The sequence below is a fragment of the Nocardioides perillae genome, from assembly GCF_013409425.1.
Taxonomy (GTDB): domain Bacteria; phylum Actinomycetota; class Actinomycetes; order Propionibacteriales; family Nocardioidaceae; genus Nocardioides; species Nocardioides perillae.
This window is the reverse complement of the sequence record NZ_JACCAC010000001.1, coordinates 2,646,970-2,665,642: the sequence shown is the minus strand read 5'-3', so window position 1 is coordinate 2,665,642 and position 18,673 is coordinate 2,646,970. Positions and strand designations below refer to the sequence as shown.

Sequence of the window (18,673 nt, the reverse complement as noted above, 5' to 3'; positions counted from 1 at the left end):
GTGACCCCGAGCCCGTCGGCTCGTTGGGGGGACGACCACCCCCTCGAGAGGGTGGCCCGCCCGCGGCCCCGGCCGCACGTCTCGTGAGGTCTGCATGCGCGTCCCCTCCCTGCGTCGCCTGGTCGCCCCGGCCACGTCGCTCCTGCTCGCCGCCACGCTGGTCGGCGCCCTGCCGAGCGGCCCGGCCGCGACCGCCGCACCCGGTGACCCCCTGGGTCCGCTCTTCGAGCCGCTGACCGACCTCGTCCTGCCCGCGGGCGACGAGGCGCGGGTGCGGCCGAGCGACTTCAGCGCGTTCGCGGTCGACCTCGGCGCGCTCGGCGCGCAGCTGTCCGCCGCGCCGAGCCCGGCGCAGGCCCGGCGCGGTGCCGCCCCGGCGGTGGTCTTCGTGCCCGACCCCGACGGCGACCTCGTGCGCTTCGCGGTCACGCAGACGCCCGTGATGGAGCCGCGGCTCGCCGCAGCCCACCCGGAGATCCGCACCTACGCCGGCACCGGCGTCGACGACCCGCGCCTCAGCGTGGCCCTCGACCTCACCCCCATGGGCTTCCACGCGAGCGTGCGCGAGGCCGGCGCCCACGAGTCGTGGCTGGTCGACCCCGTGCGCAACGAGCGCGGCACCGTCGAGCACGTCAGCTACCACGGCGAGGACTCCGCCGCCCCGGAGCTGCCCTTCGACTTCCAGCCGCCGCTGCCCGAGCTCGGCCCGGGCGAGCGGGAGCGGGCCGCCCAGCGCCCGGGACCGGGCGAGGCCGTGCCGCTGCGCACCTACCGGCTCGCGCTCGTGACCGACCCGAGCTACGCGACCTACTTCGGCACCCAGAACGTGCTCGCCGAGAAGGCGACGCTGATGAACCGCGTCAACCAGGTCTACCGCGACGACCTCGCCATCCGGATGCTGCTCGTCGACGGCACCGAGAGGCTCAACCTCGACACGGTGGAGAAGGCCACCGGGGCCGACGGGCCGTGCGGGGCCAACGGCTGCTACACCCCGGCGCAGCTCGAGGGCTGCAGCAGCGGGCTGCTGACCCGCAACACCTTCGTGCTCGGGCAGCTGATCGGCGCCGACCGCTACGACATCGGCCACATCGCCCTCGGGCTCAACGGTGGCGGCATCGCCGGCCTCGGCGTCGTCGGCGAGGACCGCAAGGCGGCCGGCTGCACCGGCCTGCCGAAGCCGCAGGGCGACTTCTTCGCCATCGACTACGTCGCCCACGAGATGGGTCACCAGTTCAACGGCAACCACACCTTCGACGGCAACCAGGGCAACTGCTCGCTGACCAACCGCAACGCCGGCACCTCCGTCGAGCCGGGCTCCGGCTCGTCGGTCATGGCGTACGCCGGCATCTGCGACCGCGACGACCTGCAGCCGCACACCGATCCGTACTTCTCGCAGCGCTCGCTCGACGAGGTCGACACGCACGTCACCGCCGAGCCCCTGAGCTACGCCGAGGAGCAGACCGTCACGCTGCGCGGCTTCGACACCGACGGCGACCTGGTCAACCTGACCTACCGCGGGCGGACCACCACGGTCGAGCGTGGTCTGGCGACCTACAACCCGCTCGAGCTGCAGCGGCGCATCTCGGCCCTCACCGGCGGGGAGAGCGTGACGGTGACCGGCTTCGACGGGGCGACCTTCCCCGACGACGCCGGGTTCACCGTGACGTGGAACGACGACGTCGACCACGCGCGGATCGCGGTCGCGAGCGTGCAGGACGAGGGTGGTCAGCCGGTGTCCGCCGCCGTGGGCGTGCTGGTGCAGGGTGGCCCCGGCACCAACCAGGGCGCGGTCAGCGCCACCGGCAACCGCGCCCCGGCCGTCACGGCCCCGGCGGACAAGACCATCCCGGTGCGCACCCCCTTCACCCTCACCGGCAGCGGCACCGACGTCGACGGCGACGCCCTGGTCTACCTGTGGGAGCAGAACGACGTCGGCGTCGACGAGACCGACGGCACCGCCCTCTACGACGCGGCCAAGTCCTCCGGCCCGCTCTTCCGGGTCTTCGGCACCGCCGCCGACGTCACCGACGAGGCTGCGCTGCTCTCGCCCTCGCCCGGCCAGAACGTCGCCGGACGTTCGCCGAGCCGCACCTTCCCCGACCTGGCCCAGGTGCTCGCGGGCAACACCAACGCCGCCACCGGCACCTGCCCCGCGCCGCCCGCCGACGGCGAGGCACCGGTGCCGCCCGCGACGGTCGAGTGCTGGTCGGAGTTCCTGCCGACCGCGGCCTACACCGGCGACCCGCTGCTCGGCGGCGGGGGCGAGCTCAACTTCCGACTGACCGCGCGCGACCAGCGCACGGGCGGTGGCGGCACCGGTGCCGACGACGTGACCCTCACGCTCGACACGGCCGCCGGCCCCTTCCTCGTCACCTCGCAGGCGACCCCCGGGTCGGTGCGGCGGGCGGGCGCGCTCGAGACCGTCACGTGGAGCGTCGCGGGCACGGCGGCCGCCGGCCTGGCGCCCCAGGTGCGCATCGTGCTCTCCGAGGACGGGGGCGTGACCTACCCGCACGTGCTCGCCGGTCCGACGGCCAACGACGGCCGCGAGCAGATCGTGTGGCCCGACGTCATCACCGACCAGGCCCGCCTCAAGATCGAGGCCGTCGACAACTACTTCTTCGACGTCAACGACGCGGCACTCTCCATCACCGCGCCGCTGACCGCCACGAGCGACCGGGCCACCTCGGCAGCGGCGTTCAGCGACGAGCTCGACAACCCCGTGGTCGTGACCGCGCGCAGCGGCGAGGTCGACGCCGACCAGCTGTCGGCCGTGGTGGCCGGCGTGGCCGGCCTCGAGGCGGTGCGCACGAGCGCGACACCCGACGGCCAGCGTCCCGCGGTCGCCACCTTCGAGCTGCGCGGGGCGGTCCGTGCGCTGCCCGGGGACCGCACGGCCACCGTCGCCGTCAGCGAGCCGAGCGGTGCCGCCGCCGTCGTGCGGGTGCCGGTCGCGGTGCGCCCCGAGGCCGCCGTGCTGGACTACACCGGCCCCACGCAGGCGGCGCCCGGCACCGTGCGGCTCAGCGCCACCGTCGCCGACAGCGGCGACACCACCCCCGGGGACGTGGAGCAGTCGGAGCTGACCTTCGTCGACCGCGCCACCGGCGAGGCGCTCTGCGGCCCGGTCGACGTCGAGGGCTCGGCGGCCTCGGGCACCGCGTCCTGCGACGCCGTCCTCACCGCGACCACCGTGGTCGGGCTCGTCCTCGACGGCGCGCACGCCCGCGACGACCGCGCCGACGACGCGCGGGTGAGCGTCGCCGCGGCCGACGACCGGGCACCCCAGACGCGGGTGAGCGGTGGGCCGGCCGACCGGGCGCTGCTGGCCGCCGGCACGGTCCGCTTCCGCTACACCGCGGACGAGACCGCGTCGTTCACCTGCCGTCTCGACGGGCGCCAGGTGGCGTGCGGCCGTGGGTCTGTGGTGCTGCGCGGCCTGCGCGCGGGTCAGCACACCTTCACCGTCGCGGCCCGCGACGCTGCCGGCAACGTCGACCGCTCCCCGGCCTCCCGCCGCTTCGCGGTCGCCTTCGACGACCGGCAGCTGCAGCGCCGTGGCGCCTGGCGCCCGCTCGGCTCGGAGCGCAGCTTCCGCGAGACGCTGCTGCAGACCTCGCAGCGCGGCGCGGCGCTCTCGCTCGGGGTGCGCGGCGTCAGCCGCATCGGCGTCGTGGTCTCCACCGGACGCGGCTACGGCACCGTGCTGGTGCAGCTGGGCGGTCGGACCCTGGGTCGCGTCAGCCTGGCCGGGCCCGCCCGCACCCGGGTGGTGCGGGTCCTGCCCGACGTCGCCGCCCCGGTCAGCGGGCGGCTCACCCTCCGCACGACGTCGGGTCGGACCGTGCGCGTCGACGGGCTCGCGGTCTTCCGCGGCTGAGCGACCGGACCCGCCCGGCCACCTGGCCGGGCGGGTCCGCCCTCCCGCTCCTGGCGCACCGGCCCCGTCAGGGGCCGGGCTGGCAGCGGGGGCACCAGTACGACGCCCGCTCGCGGCCCAGCGGCCCGCGCATCGCCACCTGGACCGTCGTGCCGCAGCGGCGGCACGGCTCGCCGTCGCGCCGGTAGACCCACGTCTGCTGCCCCGGGCGTTGGTCGCCGGTCGTCGCCTGCACGGCGTGGCGGGTGCCGAGGGCGAGCATGCGACGCGCCGTGCGCACCAGCCGGGGCAGGTCGGCGACGGACGCCACGGTGGCCTCGGGGTGGTGCCCGGTGACGAAGCAGAGCTCGGCGAGGTACATGTTGCCGATGCCGGCGAGGACCCGCTGGTCGAGCAGGGCGTCGGCGAGGGTGCGCGCCGGCTCGGCGCGCAGCCGGCGCAGCGCCTCGTCCTCGTCCCAGTCGGGACCGAGCAGGTCGGGCCCGAGGTGGGCGACGAGGTCGGCCTCCGCGCTGCGAGGCACGAGCTCGACCACCCCGAGGGAGAAGCCGACCGCGGTGGTGTCGGCGGTGCCCAGCACCGCGCGCACCTGGTGGTCAGGGCGTCGCCACCGCCCGCCGGTCGGGTAGAGGTGCCAGCTGCCCTCCATCTTGAGGTGGGTGTGGAGGGTCCACTGCTCGGCACCGGGGCGCTCGAGCCGCGTCACGAGGTGCTTGCCGCGCGCGTGGGTGCCGGTGACGGTCGCGCCGACCAGGTCGGCGGTCGCGTGCTGCGGCACCCGCAGCTCGGCGCGCACCAGCACGTGACCGGTCAGGGCGCGGTGCAGCGCCCGGGCCGTGCGCCAGACGGTGTCGCCCTCCGGCACGTCAGCTCCGCGACCGCAGCCGCAGGCCCTGCGGGGTGGCGACGAAGCCGGCCGCGTCGAGTGCGGCGCGCAGCGGGGTGTCGTGGGCCCCGAGGATCGCGGCGCCGTCGGCCTTCTCGACCGTCAGCCGTCCCAGCGCGCCCTCCTGCGCGGCCTCGGCCAGGGCGCGGGCCGCCGCGGTGAGGCGCGCCGCGTCGTCGGTCCAGGTGAGCAGGGTGCGCCCGCCGCGCTCGACGTAGAGCGTCAGGCGGCCGTCGACCAGCACCACCAGGGCGCCGGCCTTGCGGCCGGGGCGGTGGCGGGTGCCCGCGGCCCCGGCGCCGCCGGGGGAGCTGCCGGAGGAGCTGCCCGGAGCGCTGCTCGAGGCCTCGCCCACGTCGTCGCGCTCGGGCCACGGCAGGGCGGCGCCGTAGGGGTTGGCCGGGTCGGTCGCCGCGAGCGCGACGGCGACCGGCTCGGCGTCGGGGGCGAGCTCGGCGTAGGTGCGCAGGCGGTCGACGGCGCCGCTGGTGCCGAACTGGGCGGCGCCCAGGCCCTCGACGAAGTAGCCGCGACGGCACCGCCCGGTCTCCTCGAGCCGGCTGAGGACCTTGTAGACGGCGGCGAAGCCGCCGGGGACCCGCTCGCTGACGACCGCGCCCCGCGTCACGACCCCGTGCCGCTCGAGGAGGCCCTCGGCGGCGGCGTGGGCACGCCGGGTCGGGTCGGTCTCGACCTCGGGCAGCAGCGCCCAGCGGCCGCCGGTCTCGGGCGGGCCGCTGCGGGAGGGCATGCGCGCCCGGGCTCCGCCGCCGCGCAGCCCGGCGCCGCGCAGCGCGGCTCCGCCGGTGCGGGCGCGGGGCGGTGGCCGCCTCGTGCGGTGGGCCGTGCCCCCGCCGCGCAGCAGCGCCCGCAGCGGCGTCAGGGTGTCGTTGCTCAGGTGACCGGCCCAGACGAGGTCCCAGAGGACGGCCGCGAGCGCCTTGTCGTCGGTGGCGCCGACCGCGTCGGCGAGCTGACGGAAGAACCAGGCTCCGCCGGGCTCGAGCGCGGCGACCACGGCGCGGTGGAGGTCGCCGCCCAGCTCTCCCTCGAGCGGCTCGGGCACCGGCAGGGTGAGCGGACTGGTGTCGGCGAGGTGCAGGGAGACCCAGCCGTCCTGACCGGGCAGGGTGCCGTGGCCCGACCAGACGACCTCGCCCGACGCGGTCAGCTCGTCGAGGTAGGCCGGGGTGTAGTCGCGCACCCGCGCCGGCAGCACCAGCGACTCCAGCGCTGAGGCGGGCACCGGACAACCGGCGAGCTGGTCGAGCACCGTCAGCACACCGTCGACGCCGCGCAGCCCGCCGCGCGCGGGGCGCACGTGCTGCCACGCGGTGGCGAACCGCCCGAGGGCGGTCGGCTCGACCGGCTCCACCTCCTTGCGGAGCCGGGCCAGGGAACGTCGCCGCAGCCGCCGCAGCACCTCGGCGTCGCACCACTCCTGCCCGGAGCCGCTGGGGCGGAACTCGCCCTCGAGGACTCGGCCCTGGCCACCGAGCCGCTGCAGCGTGTGCCGCACGACGGCGGCACCGAGACCGAGCCGCGCGGCGACGTCGTCGGTGGTGAAGGGCCCGTGGGTGCGGGCGTAGCGGGAGACGAGGTCGGCGATCGGGTCGTCGACGGGGTCGGTGAAGGCGTCGGGGGTGCCGGGCGGGACCGGGACGCCGAGGCCGTCGCGCAGCCGGCCGACGTCCTCGACCGCGGCCCAGCGCTCCTCGCCGCCCATGCGCACCGCGACGACGCGGCGAGCGCGCGCCAGCTCGGTGAGCGAGGCCAGCGCGTCGACGGCGTCGGTGGTGCGGGCGTCGACCTCGTCGACGCTGAGCGGCCCCACCTGGCGCACGAGGTCGGCCACGCCCTCGGTGTCGCGGGCCCGCCGGTCCTCGGCGAGGCGCTGCAGCTCGGCCTCGACCTCGGCCAGCACGTCGGGGTCGAGCAGCTCGCGCAGCTCGGCGCGCCCCAGCAGCTCGGCGAGCAGGCCCTGGTCGAGCGCGAGCGCGGCGGCGCGCCGCTCGGCGATGGGGGAGTCGCCCTCGTAGACGAACTGCGCGACGTAGCCGAAGAGCAGGCTGCGCGCGAAGGGCGAGGGCGTGGTGGTCTCGACGTCGGTGACGGTGACCTCGCGCCGCTCGAGACGGCGCATCAGGCCCACCAGCGAGGGCAGGTCGTAGACGTCCTGCAGGCACTCGCGGACCGCCTCGAGCACGATCGGGAAGGAGGGGTACTTCGAGGCGACCTCGAGCAGCTGCGCGGCCCGCTGCCGCTGCTGCCACAGCGGGGAGCGACGACCCGGGTCGCGGCGGGGAAGCAGCAGCGCCCGTGCGGCGCACTCGCGGAAGCGGGAGGCGAACAGCGAGGAGCCACCGACCTCCGAGGTGACGAGGTCCTCGACCTCGTCGGGCTCGAAGACCACGACCTCACCCGTCGGCGGCTCCGCGTCGGTGTCGGGGACCCGGATGACGATGCCGTCGTCGGAGGCCACCGCCTGCCCGTCGATGCCGTAGCGCTCGCGCATGCGGGCGTTGATGGCCAGGGCCCAGGGTGCGTGCACCGGTGTGCCGTAGGGCGAGTGCACGACGAGGCGCCAGTCGCCGAGCTCGTCGCGGAACCGCTCGACCAGCACGGTGCGGTCGGTGGGCAGCGCCGAGGTGGCCTCCTGCTGCTCGCGGAGGTAGGCCACCAGGTTGCCGGCGGCGAAGTCGTCGAGCCCGCGCTGCGCCACCTGGGCCTCGGCGCGCTCCTGGGGCAGCGCGCCCAGCTCGCGCACCAGGGCGCCGACGGCCTCGCCGAGCTCGGCGGGACGGCCGAGGCTGTCGCCGCGCCAGAAGGGCAGCCGGCCGGGGATGCCGGGCGCCGGCGTGACGAGGACCCGGTCGTGGGTGATGTCCTCGATGCGCCAGCTGGTCGCGCCCAGCGCGAAGACGTCGCCGACCCGCGACTCGTAGACCATCTCCTCGTCGAGCTCGCCGACGCGGCGGCCGGGCCCCTCCCCGCCGGCGAGGAAGACCCCGAAGAGGCCGCGGTCGGGGATCGTGCCGCCGCTGGTGACGGCGAGGCGCTGGGCGCCGGGGCGGGCGGTCAGCGTGCCGGCGACCCGGTCCCACACGACCCGCGGTCGCAGCTCGGCGAACTCGTCGGAGGGGTAGCGGCCGGAGAGCAGGTCGAGGGTGGCGTCGTAGGCCGAGCGCGGCAGGGACGTGAAGGCCGCGCTGCGCCGGACCAGGGCGTAGAGCTCCTCGACGTCCCACTCGTCGAGCGCGGTCGCCGCGACGACCTGCTGGGCGAGCACGTCGAGCGGGTTGGTGGGCACCCGCAGCGATTCGATGGCACCGGTGAGCATGCGCTCGACCGCCACCGCGGTCTGGGCGAGGTCGCCGCGGTGCTTGGGGAAGAGCACCCCGCGCGAGACCTCGCCGACCTGGTGGCCGGCGCGGCCCACGCGCTGCAGGGCGCTCGCGACCGACGGCGGCGACTCGATCTGCACGACCAGGTCGACGGCGCCCATGTCGATGCCGAGCTCGAGGCTGCTGGTGGCCACCACGCAGGGCAGCCGCCCCCGCTTGAGGTCGTCCTCGATGAGTGCGCGCTGCTCCTTCGACACCGAGCCGTGGTGGGCCTTGGCGATGACGACCGCGCCCGGCCCCCCGTCGTGGGGACCAGGGCCGGCGTCCGCCCCGCCGCCCCGGGTGCTGCCGGACTGGCCGGCGACCTCGGCGGGCGGTCGCTGCTCCAGGCGCCAGCGGCTGCCGGGCTGCTCCGGGGCGGCGTCGGGCGCGGCCGCCTCGGCCCGCTCGGTGGCGATCTCGTTGAGGCGGGCCGTCAGCCGCTCGGCGAGGCGGCGCGAGTTGGCGAAGACGATGGTCGAGCGGTGCTGCTCGACGAGGTCGACGACGCTCTCCTCGATGTGCGGCCACAGCGACTGCGCGCGGCTGGGGTCGCCGACCGGTTGCGCGACCGTGCCGCCGAAGAGGTCGGCGAACGGGTCGTCGTCGTCGGGTGCCACGTCGGCCGCAGCAGCGTCGCCCGGCTCGACGGGGTCGCCGGCCTGCGGCGGGGGCCCACCCTTGAACCGCTGCACGCCGTTGCCCGAGGCCGGCCCGCCGCGGGGGAGCCGGCTGTCGTCGTAGGCCTCGGGGGCGGTCATGTCCTCGACGGGGACGACCACGCGGAGGTCCCACTCCTTGGCGGACGGTGGCGCCACGACCTCGACCGGTGCGCTGCCGCCCAGGAACCGGGCGACCTCCTCGAGCGGCCGCACGGTCGCCGACAGCCCGATGCGCTGGGCGGGCCGCTCGAGCAGGGCGTCGAGACGCTCGAGGGTCACGGCGAGGTGGGCGCCGCGCTTGGTGCCGGCGACGGCGTGCACCTCGTCGAGGATCACGGTCTGCACGCCCCGCAGCGACTCGCGCGCCTGCGAGGTGAGCATGAGGAAGAGCGACTCGGGCGTCGTGATGACGATGTCGGGCGGGTCGGTCACCAGCTTGCGGCGGTCGGCCGCGGAGGTGTCACCCGAGCGCAGCCCCACCCGCACCTCCGGCACCCGGGTGCCGAGCCTGGCCGCGGTGTGGCGGATGCCGGCCAGCGGGGCGCGCAGGTTGCGCTCGACGTCGACCGCCAGCGCCTTCAGGGGGGAGACGTAGAGGACCCGGCACCGGGTGGTGCGGTCCTCCGGGCGCTCCGTGGTCAGCAGCTGGTCGAGCGACCACAGGAAGGCCGACAGGGTCTTGCCCGACCCGGTGGGCGCCACGACCAGCGCGTGGCGCCCCGCGCCGATCGCCTCCCACGCCCCGGCCTGGGCCGGGGTGGGTGCGGCGAAGGCGGCCTCGAACCAGGTGCGCGTGGGCGTGCTGAAGCGCTCGAGCACCGAGGAGGTCGCGGCCGTGGTCACCCCACCATCCTGGCGGAGGCCACCGACACCGCGCCTCGCCCGGCGCGGATCGACCGACCTCAGCGCAGCGTGCGGCCGAACCAGCTGCTGGTCCAGATGCGGTCGCGCTTCACGTCCGTGCCCGGCTTCGAGGCGTGGACGAGGTAGGCGCGACCGTGCTTGCGGCCGGCGAAGACACCGGCGTGGTAGACCCCGCCGCCGTCGTAGAAGAACACCAGGTCACCGCGTCGCACGGCCCGCTTCGGGATGCGGCGACCGAGGGTCCGGGCCTGCTCGCGCGAGGTGCGCGGCACGTCGAAGCCGGCGCGGCCGTAGGCGTAGCGGATGAGGCCGGAGCAGTCGAAGCGGTGCGGCCCGGCCGCGCCGTAGCCGTAGGGGTCGCCCTTCTGGCGGCGCGTGATGGCCATCGCGGTGTCGACCTTGCGCTCGCGACGCTCGGCCCCTGCGGCCCCTGCGGCCTCGGCGGCCGGGGCGCTGACCGCGACCAGGCCGAGGCTGACCACCAGGGCCAGCAGGGCGGTGGCGGGCACCGCGACGAGGCGCCGCAGGGCGTGGCTGTGCGTGGACATGCGGGTTCCCTTCCCGCGCCTGTGAGGTGAGCTGTCGGGTTCGAGCGGGTAGGTGCTCGGCCACTGCTGGTGGCTTCACCCCGAGTCCGGTCCGGCCCGTGGGCCGGCGGACGCCGTGCGGTGGGTCCCCCACTCCTGCCCTGGTCGTGTGTCAGGGGAAGCGCGGGGCGGGCAGGACTCGGCGTGCTCCGCGCTCGGTGCCGAACGGCCCGACGACGGTAGGCACGACCCCGCCCCGGAGTCGAACCCGCGGCTGCTCCACGACCCCCCGTGGGGGTGGGGCGGGGCAGCGCGAGCCCGGAACGACGCGGGATCCGCGCCGGCCGACGTGGTGCACGACACGCGGCCGACGGGGCGTGCTCCAGCCCGGCGGGTGCATCACGGCATCGTGTGCAGCATCTTCTGGAACCACGCCACGTCGATCCACTGGTCGAACTTGTAGCCGACCTCGCGCAGCTGCCCGACCTTCTCGAAGCCCACGGCGAGGTGGAGGCGCTCGGAGGCGGGGTTCGGCAGGGCCACCAGCGCGACGGCGGTGTGCACGCCGGAGACGGCCATGGTCTCCAGCAGGGCGGGGTACAGCAGCCGCCCGACGCCCTTGCCGCGCACGCTGTCGTCGAGGTAGATCGAGGTCTCGCGGGTCGACTCGTAGGCCGGGCGGGGCCGGTAGGACCACGAGTAGGCGTAGCCCACGACGTCGTCGTCCCCGTCGACCGCGACGAGCAGGTGGTCGCCGGGGTGCTGCCCGTCGAGGCGGGTGACCCAGTGGTCGAGGTCGGGGGGCTCGAGGTCGAAGGTCGCGTGCGAGTGCTCGACGGCGTGCGCGTAGATCCCGGCGATGGCAGGCAGGTCGTCGGCGGTCGCGGAGCGTGTGGAGTACTCGACCGTCGAGGGCATGGCGGCAGTCTCCCAGACCCGGGGCCGGGCCCCGGCGCTGGTTCAATGGCGGCGTGCAGCTGCCCGACCCGCCTCCCGACACCCAGGACTGGACGTGGGTGCTGGATCGTCCGTGCCCCGACTGCGGCTTCGACGGCGCCGACCTCGGCCCCCACGACGTGGCGGACGGGCTCGCGGCCACCCGGGACCGGTGGTCGGCGGTGCTCGGGCGCGTCGACGTGCGCGAGCGGCCCGCCGCGACGACCTGGAGCCCGCTGGAGTACGCCGCGCACGTGCGCGACGTCCACCGCGTCTTCGACGGCCGGCTCGCCCGCATGCTGGAGGAGGACGGGCCGACCTTCGCCGACTGGGACCAGGACGCCACCGCCCGCGAGGACCGCTACGCGACGCAGGAGCCGGCGGTCGTCGCCGCCGAGCTGGCGGACGCGTGCGACGCCGTGGTGGCGCGCTACCGCGGGGTCGGCGAGGCCGATCGGCACCGGCCCGGGCTGCGCTCGAACGGCAGCGCCTTCACCGTCACCACCCTGGGGCGCTACCACCTCCACGACGTCGTCCACCACCTGCACGACGTGGCCCGCCGCGCAGCTGCCGCCGGGCGGGCCGACGCCCAGGCGGTGACGGTCGGCTCCTACGAGGAGTCGGCCGCGGCCTTCGCCGCCGCCACCGCGGAGCCGACGGCCCTGCTCCGCGAGCAGGTCGACGCCTTCGCCGCGCGCGTCGGCCCGGGCGCCCGGGTGCTCGAGGTGGGCTCCGGCGGCGGTCGCGACGCCCGGCTGCTGGAGCAGCGCGGCGTCTCGGTGCGGCGCACCGACGTCAGCGCCGCGTTCGTCGCGCTGCTGCGCGCTGCCGGCCACGAGGCCGACCAGCTCGACCCCCTCGTGGACCCGCTCGCGGACCCGCTGGCGCCGGACACGGCGTACGACGGGGTGTGGGCGGCCGCCTCCCTCCTCCACGTCGCGCGCGGCGACCTGCCGCAGGTGCTCTCCCGGCTGGCGGCCGCCACCCGGGAGGGCGGCGCACTGCACCTGTCGGTCAAGGAGGGCGACGGCGAGCGCTGGTCGACGCACGGCGCGGTGGGCGGGCCGCGGCTGTTCACCCTGTGGCGCGAACCCGCGCTGCGCAGCGCGGTCGAGAGCGCCGGGTGGGTGCCGACGGCCGTGCTGCGGCAGCCGGGTGCGCGCGGGGAGCGGTGGTTGGCGCTCTCGGCGCGTCGCGGTCGCACCGACCCGCCCGCCGCTGACGCGACCGCCGGCCCGCAGGGGGACGGTGCGTCGTGCGGTTGACGGAGTTCTGGTCGCGGATGGAGGCGGCCCTGGGCGACGGCTACGCCCGCTACTGGGCCTCGGCCCACGTGCTGGGCGAGCTCGGCGACCGCACCGTCGAGGAGGCGCTCGGCGCGGGTGTGCCGGCGAAGGACGTCTGGCGCGCCGTGTGGCGCGAGCTGGACCTGCCCGCGAAGGAGCGCTGACGCCGTGACGACCGAGCCGACGACCCCTCCCACCCCCTCGACCCCCTCGCCGCCCGTCCCGACCGCCGGCCTGCCCGCCGGCGGCGTCGCCGCGGTGCAGCGCCGCACCGTCGCGGTGCTGGTGCTCACGCAGGCGGTGGGCGCGGTGGGCATCACGATCGGCATCGCGACCGCACCGCTGCTGGCGCGCGACCTCTCGGGCTCCGAGAGCCTGGCCGGGCTCGCGCAGACCGCGCAGGTGCTCGGGGCCGCGGTCGCGGCCTACCTCCTGGCGCGGTTGATCACCCGGCGCGGCCGGCGGCCGGGCCTGCTCACGGGCTACGCCGTCGGTGCCGGCGGGGCGGCGCTCGCGGTCGTCGCCGCAGCGGTCGGCTCGATGGCGCTGCTGCTGCTCGGCGCCACCCTGCTCGGTGCGACGACCGCGGCCAACAACGGTGCGCGCTACGCCGCCACCGACCTGGCCGAGCCGCGCGCCCGCGGGCGGGCGCTCTCGGTCGTCGTCTGGGCGACCACGGTCGGCGCGGTCGCCGGCCCCAACCTCACCGGGCCGGCCGCCGCGGTCGCCCGCTGGCTCGGCGTGCCCGAACTGGCCGGCCCCTTCGTGCTGGGCTGCGCCGGCATGCTGCTCGCCGCGGTGCTGGTCGGCCTGCTGCTGCGCCCCGACCCGCTGCTGCTCGCACGCGCGGTGGCCGGGCACGGCGCGGAGCCGCCCGCCGGCACCTCGTGGGGCCGGGTGCGCCGCGTCCTCGCCGAGCGGCCCGTGGTGGCCGTGGCGGTGGTCGGGCTGTCGGGTGCCCACGCCGCGATGATCGCGGTGATGGTCATGACGCCGCTGCACATGGAGCACGGCGGCGCCGAGCTCGACCTCATCGGGGTGGTCATCAGCATCCACGTGCTCGGCATGTTCGCCTTCGCCCCGCTCGTGGGCGCCGCGGCCGACCGCTGGGGCCGGCCGCAGGTGCTGGGGGCGGGCGGCGTCGTCCTCGGCCTCGCCCTCGTGCTGTGCGCCCTGGCGCCGGAGGGTGGCTCCTGGCAGATCACCGTCGGGCTCTTCCTCCTGGGTCTCGGCTGGTCGCTGGCCACCGTGTCCGCCTCGACGCTGCTGGTCGACGCCACCCCGCTCGACGCCCGCGCCGACGTGCAGGGCGCCTCCGACCTGGTGATGGGGCTCACCGCCGCGACCGCGGGCGGACTGGCGGGCCTCGTCGTCGGTCTCGCGGGCTTCCCGGTGCTGGCTGCGACGACCGGCGCGCTGGCGGCGGCGGTGCTCGCCGCCGGGGTGCTCGCGGGGCGGCTGGCAGAGTGACCCCGTGACGCACACCTCCCACCCCGTCCCGCCCGAGCTGCGCGCCGACGTCGCCGTCGTGGGCGGCACCGGCTTCTACTCCTTCCTCGACGACCCGACCCACGTCACCGTCGAGACGCCCTACGGCGCACCCTCCGCCGACCTCGCCGTCGGGGAGGTCGGGGGTCGCCGGGTCGCCTTCCTGCCGCGCCACGGCACGGGGCACGAGCACCCGCCCCACGCCATCCCCTACCGCGCCAACGCGTGGGCACTGCGCTCGCTCGGCGTGCGCCAGGTCATCGCACCCTGCGCCGTCGGCGGCCTGCGCGACGAGGTCGCGCCGGGCGACGTGGTGGTGCCCGACCAGCTGGTCGACCGCACCTTCCGCCGCGTCGGCAGCTTCGTGGAGCGCGGCGCGGTGCACCTGCCCTTCGCCGACCCCTACTGCGCACGGGTCGGCGACGCGGTCGCCGCCGCCGACGTCACGGTGGGGCGCGGCGGCACGATGGTGGTGATCGAGGGCCCACGCTTCAGCACCCGGGCGGAGTCGCTGCACCACGCCGCGCAGGGGTGGACCCTGGTCAACATGACGGGGGCGCCCGAGGCGCAGCTCGCCCGGGAGATGCTGATGTGCTACGCCGCCGTCGCCCTGGTCACCGACATGGACGCCGGCGCGCAGAGCGGCGAGGGCGTGGGCCAGGAGGAGGTCTTCGCGCTCTTCGCCGCCAACACCGAGCGGCTCAAGGGCATCCTCGCCACCGCGATCGCGGCCCTGCCCGACCCCGACGGCTGCACCTGCGCGTCGTGGGCCGACGGCCTCGAGCTCACCTACGAGGTGCCTGGCCTGTGAAGGTCCTCCTCACCGGCTCGGCGGGGTTCGTCGGCGGCGCCGTCGGCCGTCTGCTCGAGGAGCGCGGCGACGAGGTCGTCCGCGTCGACCTGATGCTGCCGCAGGCGCACGGCTCGACCGAGGTGCCGCCCGGCACCCACCGCCACGACGTGCGCGAGGCCGAGGGCTGGGACGCGCTGCTGCGGGGCGTCGACGTCGTGTGCCACCAGGCCGCGATGGTCGGCGCCGGGGTGCAGGTGGCCGACCTCCCGCTCTACGCCTCGCACAACGACCTCGGCACCGCCGTGCTGCTGGCGGCGATGCACGAGGCGGGGGTGCGCCGGCTCGTGCTCGCCTCCTCGATGGTGGTCTACGGCGAGGGCCGCTACGCCTGCCCGGTCCACGGTCGCCAGGTGCCGGGGGTGCGGCCGACCGCCGCCCTCGACGCGGGCGACTTCGAGGTGCCGTGCCCGGTGTGCGGCGCTCCGTTGGCCTGGGAGCTGGTGGGCGAGGACGCCGTGCTCGACCCCCGCAGCTCCTACGCCGCCTCGAAGCTCGCCCAGGAGCACTACACCTCGGCCTGGTGCCGGCAGGCCGGCGGCGCGGCGGTCGCGCTGCGCTACCACAACGTCTACGGGCCCGGGATGCCACGGGACACGCCGTACAGCGGGGTGGCGGCGATGTTCCGCTCCTCCGTCGAGCACGGCCGCCCGCCGACCGTCTACGAGGACGGCGGGCAGGTGCGCGACTTCGTGCACGTCGACGACGTGGCGCGGGCCAACCTCGCCGCGCTCGACGCGGTCGCGGCCACCGACCCGGTGCGGGCTCCGGGGCTCGAGGCCTACAACGTCTGCTCGGGCACCCCCCTCACCATCCGCGAGGTGGCCGAGCTGGTCGTGGCCGGCACCGGCTCGTCGCTGGTGCCCGAGGTGACCGGGCAGTACCGCCCCGGCGACGTGCGCCACGTCGTGGCCTCGCCGCAGAAGGCGGCCCGCGAGCTCGGCTTCCGCGCCCAGGTCACGCCCGACGAGGGCCTGCGGGCCTTCGCCCACGCACCGCTGCGCGCCTGAGGGCACACCGCGGGCGCTTCACCAGCTCGTGTAGAGCAGGTGCTGCACCAGCAGCGCCAGCACGAGCTGGGCCGCGAGCGCCCGGGCCCGCCACCGCGGCGGCAGCAGCACCGCGGCCAGGCTCAGCCACGGCACGAACGGGATCCAGATGCGCTCGACCTCCGACTTGCTCATGCGGGAGAGGTCGGCGACGGTCACGGCCAGCGCGGCGCCGAGCGCGAGCAGCACGACCGGGCGCAGCCCGTCGACGGCTGACGGGCGCAGCAGGGGGCGGGCGCGCGCCGTGAGCACCCCGAGCCCACCCCACACCGCGGGTCCGGTGACGAGCGCGAGGGCGGCGAGGTTGCCCCACAACCAGTACGACGCGGGGCGGTCCTCGGCGATGCCGTCCCAGTAGCGGTCGTGCAGCACCGGGTAGGCCTCCCACCAGGCGTAGCCCGCGGCCGCGAGCGCGAGCACCGGCACGAGCGCGGCGCCCACGGCGACCGGGAGCGGGCGCCACGACCGACCGGCCGCGAGCACGGCCAGGGCGACGAAGCCGAGCAGGGGCACGCCGTAGGCCATGCAGGTGGCGGTCCCGAGCAGCAGCCCCGCGGGCACCGCCCACCCCCACCGCCGGGTCGCCAGCGCCAGGCAGGCCAGGCCCCACGCGGCGACGGTCGCGGCCAGGGCGTCGGCCGAGACCGCGACGAAGACGGCGACGGGGGAGAGCGTCAGGACGGGGAGTGCCGCGCGCGCCGCCGCCTCCGCACCGAGCGCCCGGAGGGCGACCGCGGCGGCCACCGGCAGCGAGGCCGCGAGCACCGTCACGACCACCCCGGCGGCGAGGTCGCCCCCGAGTCCCAGCCGGACGAGGCCGACGAAGAAGAGCAGCATCAGCGGCGGGTGACCCGCCACGTGCGTCGGCCAGGCGCCGGGGGAGTCGATGGGGATGCGCTCGACGTAGCCCTCGAGCAGCGCGCCCACGTCGTCGACCTCGCGCGCGGTCGGGAGGTACTCGTAGTCGCCGCCGAGCACGCGGGAGAGCCCGCTGGCGCCGTCCACCAGGGCGAGGGAGAGGCACCACGCCAGCGACAGCGCGCTCGCGGTGGCGAGCAGGCGCGCCCACGGCTGGTCGGCGACCCGCGTCCTGGCCCACCGCCAGCCCAGCACCGCGACGACGAGCGCCGGCACCGTGCCGGGCCCGAGCAGCTTCGGCTCCCACCAGCCGTGCAGGGGCGGCGAGAGCACCTCGTCGACCTCCGAGCGGGGCGCCCGGGTGGCGACGTCCCAGCCGGTCAGCGGTGGCACCACGAAGGCGAGCACGACGAGGGCGGCGGCCACGAGCGTGCCCGTCCAGGCGGCGCGGGTGCCGGGGAGGGCGCCGCGGGTCGGCTGCGGATCGCTCACGCCTCGACCCTAGGCAGTCGCCCCCGGCGCGCCCACCCGGGTGACGGGCGGGCGACGACGGGGTGGGAGCGGGAGGGTGGCCCCGCCCGTGGCCTGGCTACGGTGACGGCATGGAGCCGCACGGGGGTGGGAGCGCCGGTGGAGCCGGGCACGTCGCGGAGGCGGTCTGCGACCTGGTGCTGCCCTGCCGCGACGAGGGCCCGGCCCTGCGCGACCTGCTGCCGCGGGTGCCGTCGGCGTTCGCCGTCGTCGTCGTCGACAACGGCTCGCGCGACGACACCGCGGAGGTGGCGCGTGCTCTCGGCGCACGGGTGGTGCGCGAGGAGGTGCCGGGCTACGGCTCGGCCGTGCACGCCGGTGTCGAGGCCGGCACCCACGAGTTCCTCGCGGTGATGGACGGTGACGGCTCCTTCGACCCCGACGACCTGCTGCCGCTGCTCGACGACGTGCGCTCCGGGCGTGCCGACATGGCGGTGGGACGCCGGCGCCCGGCCGCGCGCGGCGTCTGGCCGTGGCACGCCCGCGCCGGCAACCGCCTCGTGGTCGCGTGGCTGCGACGCCGCATCGCGATGCCGGCGCACGACATCGCACCGATGCGGGTGTGCCGACGCCAGGCGCTGCTCGACCTCGGTGTCGAGGACCGGCGCTTCGGCTACCCGGTCGAGCTGCTGCAGAAGGTGACCCTCGCGGGGTGGCGGGTCCGCGAGCACGACGTGGCCTACCACCCGCGGGCCGCCGGCACCCGCTCCAAGGTGTCGGGCTCGGTGCGCGGCACCGTGCGTGCCGCCCGCGACTTTTACCGGGTCCTGTCGTGAGCGGCGGGCCGGGGCTGCGGGCCCTCGTCGTCGCCAAGGCGCCGGTGCCGGGGCTCGCCAAGACGCGCCTCGCCGCGGTGGTGGGCGACGTGGCGGCCGCCGACCTCGCCGCGGCCGCGCTGCTCGACACGCTGGCCGCGTGCGAGGCGGGCGTCGGCTCCGACCGGCTGCACGTCGCGCTCACCGGCGAGCTGGCCGACGCGGCGCGCTCGACGGAGCTGCGGCGCACCCTCGCGGCGTACGACGTCTTCGAGCAGTGCGCGGGCGGCTTCGACCGCCGTCTCGCGCACGCGCACGGCGAGGTGGCCCGCCGCGCGCCCGGCGACGCCGTGGTGCAGGTCGGCATGGACACCCCCCAGCTGACCGCGCACCTGCTCACCGGCCTGGGGGAGGCGCTGGCCGTCCACGACGCCGTGCTCGCGCCGGCCGACGACGGCGGCTGGTGGGCCCTCGGGCTGCGTGACCCGCGGGCGGCGGAGGCGCTGGTGGGCGTGCCGATGTCGACGGGGGAGACCGGTGCGATGACGCGCGCCGCGCTGGAGCGGGCGGGGCTCTCGGTGGCGGGCGCCCCCGCACTGCGCGACGTCGACGAGGTCGACGACGCGGCCGCGGTGGCGGCGGGCCACCCGCACACGCGGTTCGCCCGTGCCTGGGCGGCGACGAGCCCCGCCGGCCGCCGGGCGGAGGCATGACGAGC

General features: G+C 76.8%; 13 protein-coding genes. 8 read left to right on the top strand and 5 right to left on the bottom strand.

The features are described from left to right. Positions 1 to 94 precede the first annotated feature (94 nt). Positions 95 to 3,880 (top strand): reprolysin-like metallopeptidase, encoded by a 3,786-nt coding sequence (locus tag BJ989_RS12430; protein ID WP_218848808.1) that lies wholly within the window; start codon positions 95 to 97, stop codon positions 3,878 to 3,880. Positions 3,881 to 3,947: 67 nt separating this feature from the next. Here BJ989_RS12430 and BJ989_RS12425 read toward each other — a convergent pair whose 3' ends face one another. The 4 genes from BJ989_RS12425 to BJ989_RS12410 all read right to left on the bottom strand — a co-directional run bounded on the left by BJ989_RS12425 (position 3,948) and on the right by BJ989_RS12410 (position 11,120). Next, positions 3,948 to 4,745 carry an Fpg/Nei family DNA glycosylase gene (locus BJ989_RS12425; RefSeq protein ID WP_179518467.1) on the bottom strand — a complete coding sequence of 266 codons (798 nt, stop codon included), beginning with the start codon at positions 4,743 to 4,745 and terminating at the stop codon, positions 3,948 to 3,950. Position 4,746: 1 nt separating this feature from the next. Then, on the bottom strand, positions 4,747 to 9,654 hold the full coding sequence (locus BJ989_RS12420) for an Lhr family helicase (protein WP_179518466.1): 4,908 nt from the start codon (positions 9,652 to 9,654) through the stop codon (positions 4,747 to 4,749). 59 nt (positions 9,655 to 9,713) lie between these two features. Next, positions 9,714 to 10,223, bottom strand: coding sequence for a C40 family peptidase (locus BJ989_RS12415; RefSeq protein ID WP_179518465.1), 510 nt, complete (start codon positions 10,221 to 10,223; stop codon positions 9,714 to 9,716). Between the two features lie 378 nt (positions 10,224 to 10,601). Further along, positions 10,602 to 11,120 (bottom strand): GNAT family N-acetyltransferase, encoded by a 519-nt coding sequence (locus BJ989_RS12410; RefSeq protein WP_179518464.1) that lies wholly within the window; start codon positions 11,118 to 11,120, stop codon positions 10,602 to 10,604. Positions 11,121 to 11,173: 53 nt separating this feature from the next. On the opposite strand from BJ989_RS12410, the gene BJ989_RS17205 reads away from it, so the two are divergent. The 5 genes from BJ989_RS17205 to BJ989_RS12380 are packed head-to-tail and all read left to right on the top strand — an operon-like array spanning position 11,174 to position 15,772. After that, positions 11,174 to 12,403: a methyltransferase domain-containing protein gene (locus BJ989_RS17205; protein ID WP_218848807.1), complete on the top strand. Its 1,230-nt coding sequence runs from the start codon at positions 11,174 to 11,176 to the stop codon at positions 12,401 to 12,403. Further along, positions 12,394 to 12,588 (top strand): DUF3046 domain-containing protein, encoded by a 195-nt coding sequence (locus tag BJ989_RS12395; RefSeq protein WP_179518463.1) that lies wholly within the window; start codon positions 12,394 to 12,396, stop codon positions 12,586 to 12,588. Before BJ989_RS17205 ends, BJ989_RS12395 begins: the two co-directional genes overlap by 10 nt. 4 nt (positions 12,589 to 12,592) lie before the next feature. Then, complete coding sequence (locus BJ989_RS12390) at positions 12,593 to 13,894, top strand: MFS transporter (protein ID WP_343049324.1); 1,302 nt, start codon at positions 12,593 to 12,595, stop codon at positions 13,892 to 13,894. 4 nt (positions 13,895 to 13,898) lie between these two features. Continuing rightward, positions 13,899 to 14,723 (top strand): S-methyl-5'-thioadenosine phosphorylase, encoded by an 825-nt coding sequence (locus BJ989_RS12385; protein ID WP_179518462.1) that lies wholly within the window; start codon positions 13,899 to 13,901, stop codon positions 14,721 to 14,723. Further along, positions 14,720 to 15,772 carry an NAD-dependent epimerase/dehydratase family protein gene (locus tag BJ989_RS12380; protein ID WP_179518461.1) on the top strand — a complete coding sequence of 351 codons (1,053 nt, stop codon included), beginning with the start codon at positions 14,720 to 14,722 and terminating at the stop codon, positions 15,770 to 15,772. Before BJ989_RS12385 ends, BJ989_RS12380 begins: the two co-directional genes overlap by 4 nt. An 18-nt stretch (positions 15,773 to 15,790) precedes the next feature. Here BJ989_RS12380 and BJ989_RS12375 read toward each other — a convergent pair whose 3' ends face one another. Further along, positions 15,791 to 17,161 (bottom strand): hypothetical protein, encoded by a 1,371-nt coding sequence (locus tag BJ989_RS12375; RefSeq protein ID WP_218848806.1) that lies wholly within the window; start codon positions 17,159 to 17,161, stop codon positions 15,791 to 15,793. 110 nt (positions 17,162 to 17,271) lie between these two features. Between BJ989_RS12375 and BJ989_RS12370 the strand changes: the two genes are divergently transcribed. Together BJ989_RS12370 and BJ989_RS12365 are read left to right on the top strand one after the other, a co-directional pair. Further along, positions 17,272 to 17,976: a glycosyltransferase family 2 protein gene (locus BJ989_RS12370; RefSeq protein WP_179518460.1), complete on the top strand. Its 705-nt coding sequence runs from the start codon at positions 17,272 to 17,274 to the stop codon at positions 17,974 to 17,976. Beyond that, positions 17,973 to 18,668 (top strand): DUF2064 domain-containing protein, encoded by a 696-nt coding sequence (locus tag BJ989_RS12365; RefSeq protein WP_218848805.1) that lies wholly within the window; start codon positions 17,973 to 17,975, stop codon positions 18,666 to 18,668. The genes BJ989_RS12370 and BJ989_RS12365 overlap by 4 nt, the downstream gene beginning before the upstream one ends. Positions 18,669 to 18,673: the final 5 nt, after the last annotated feature.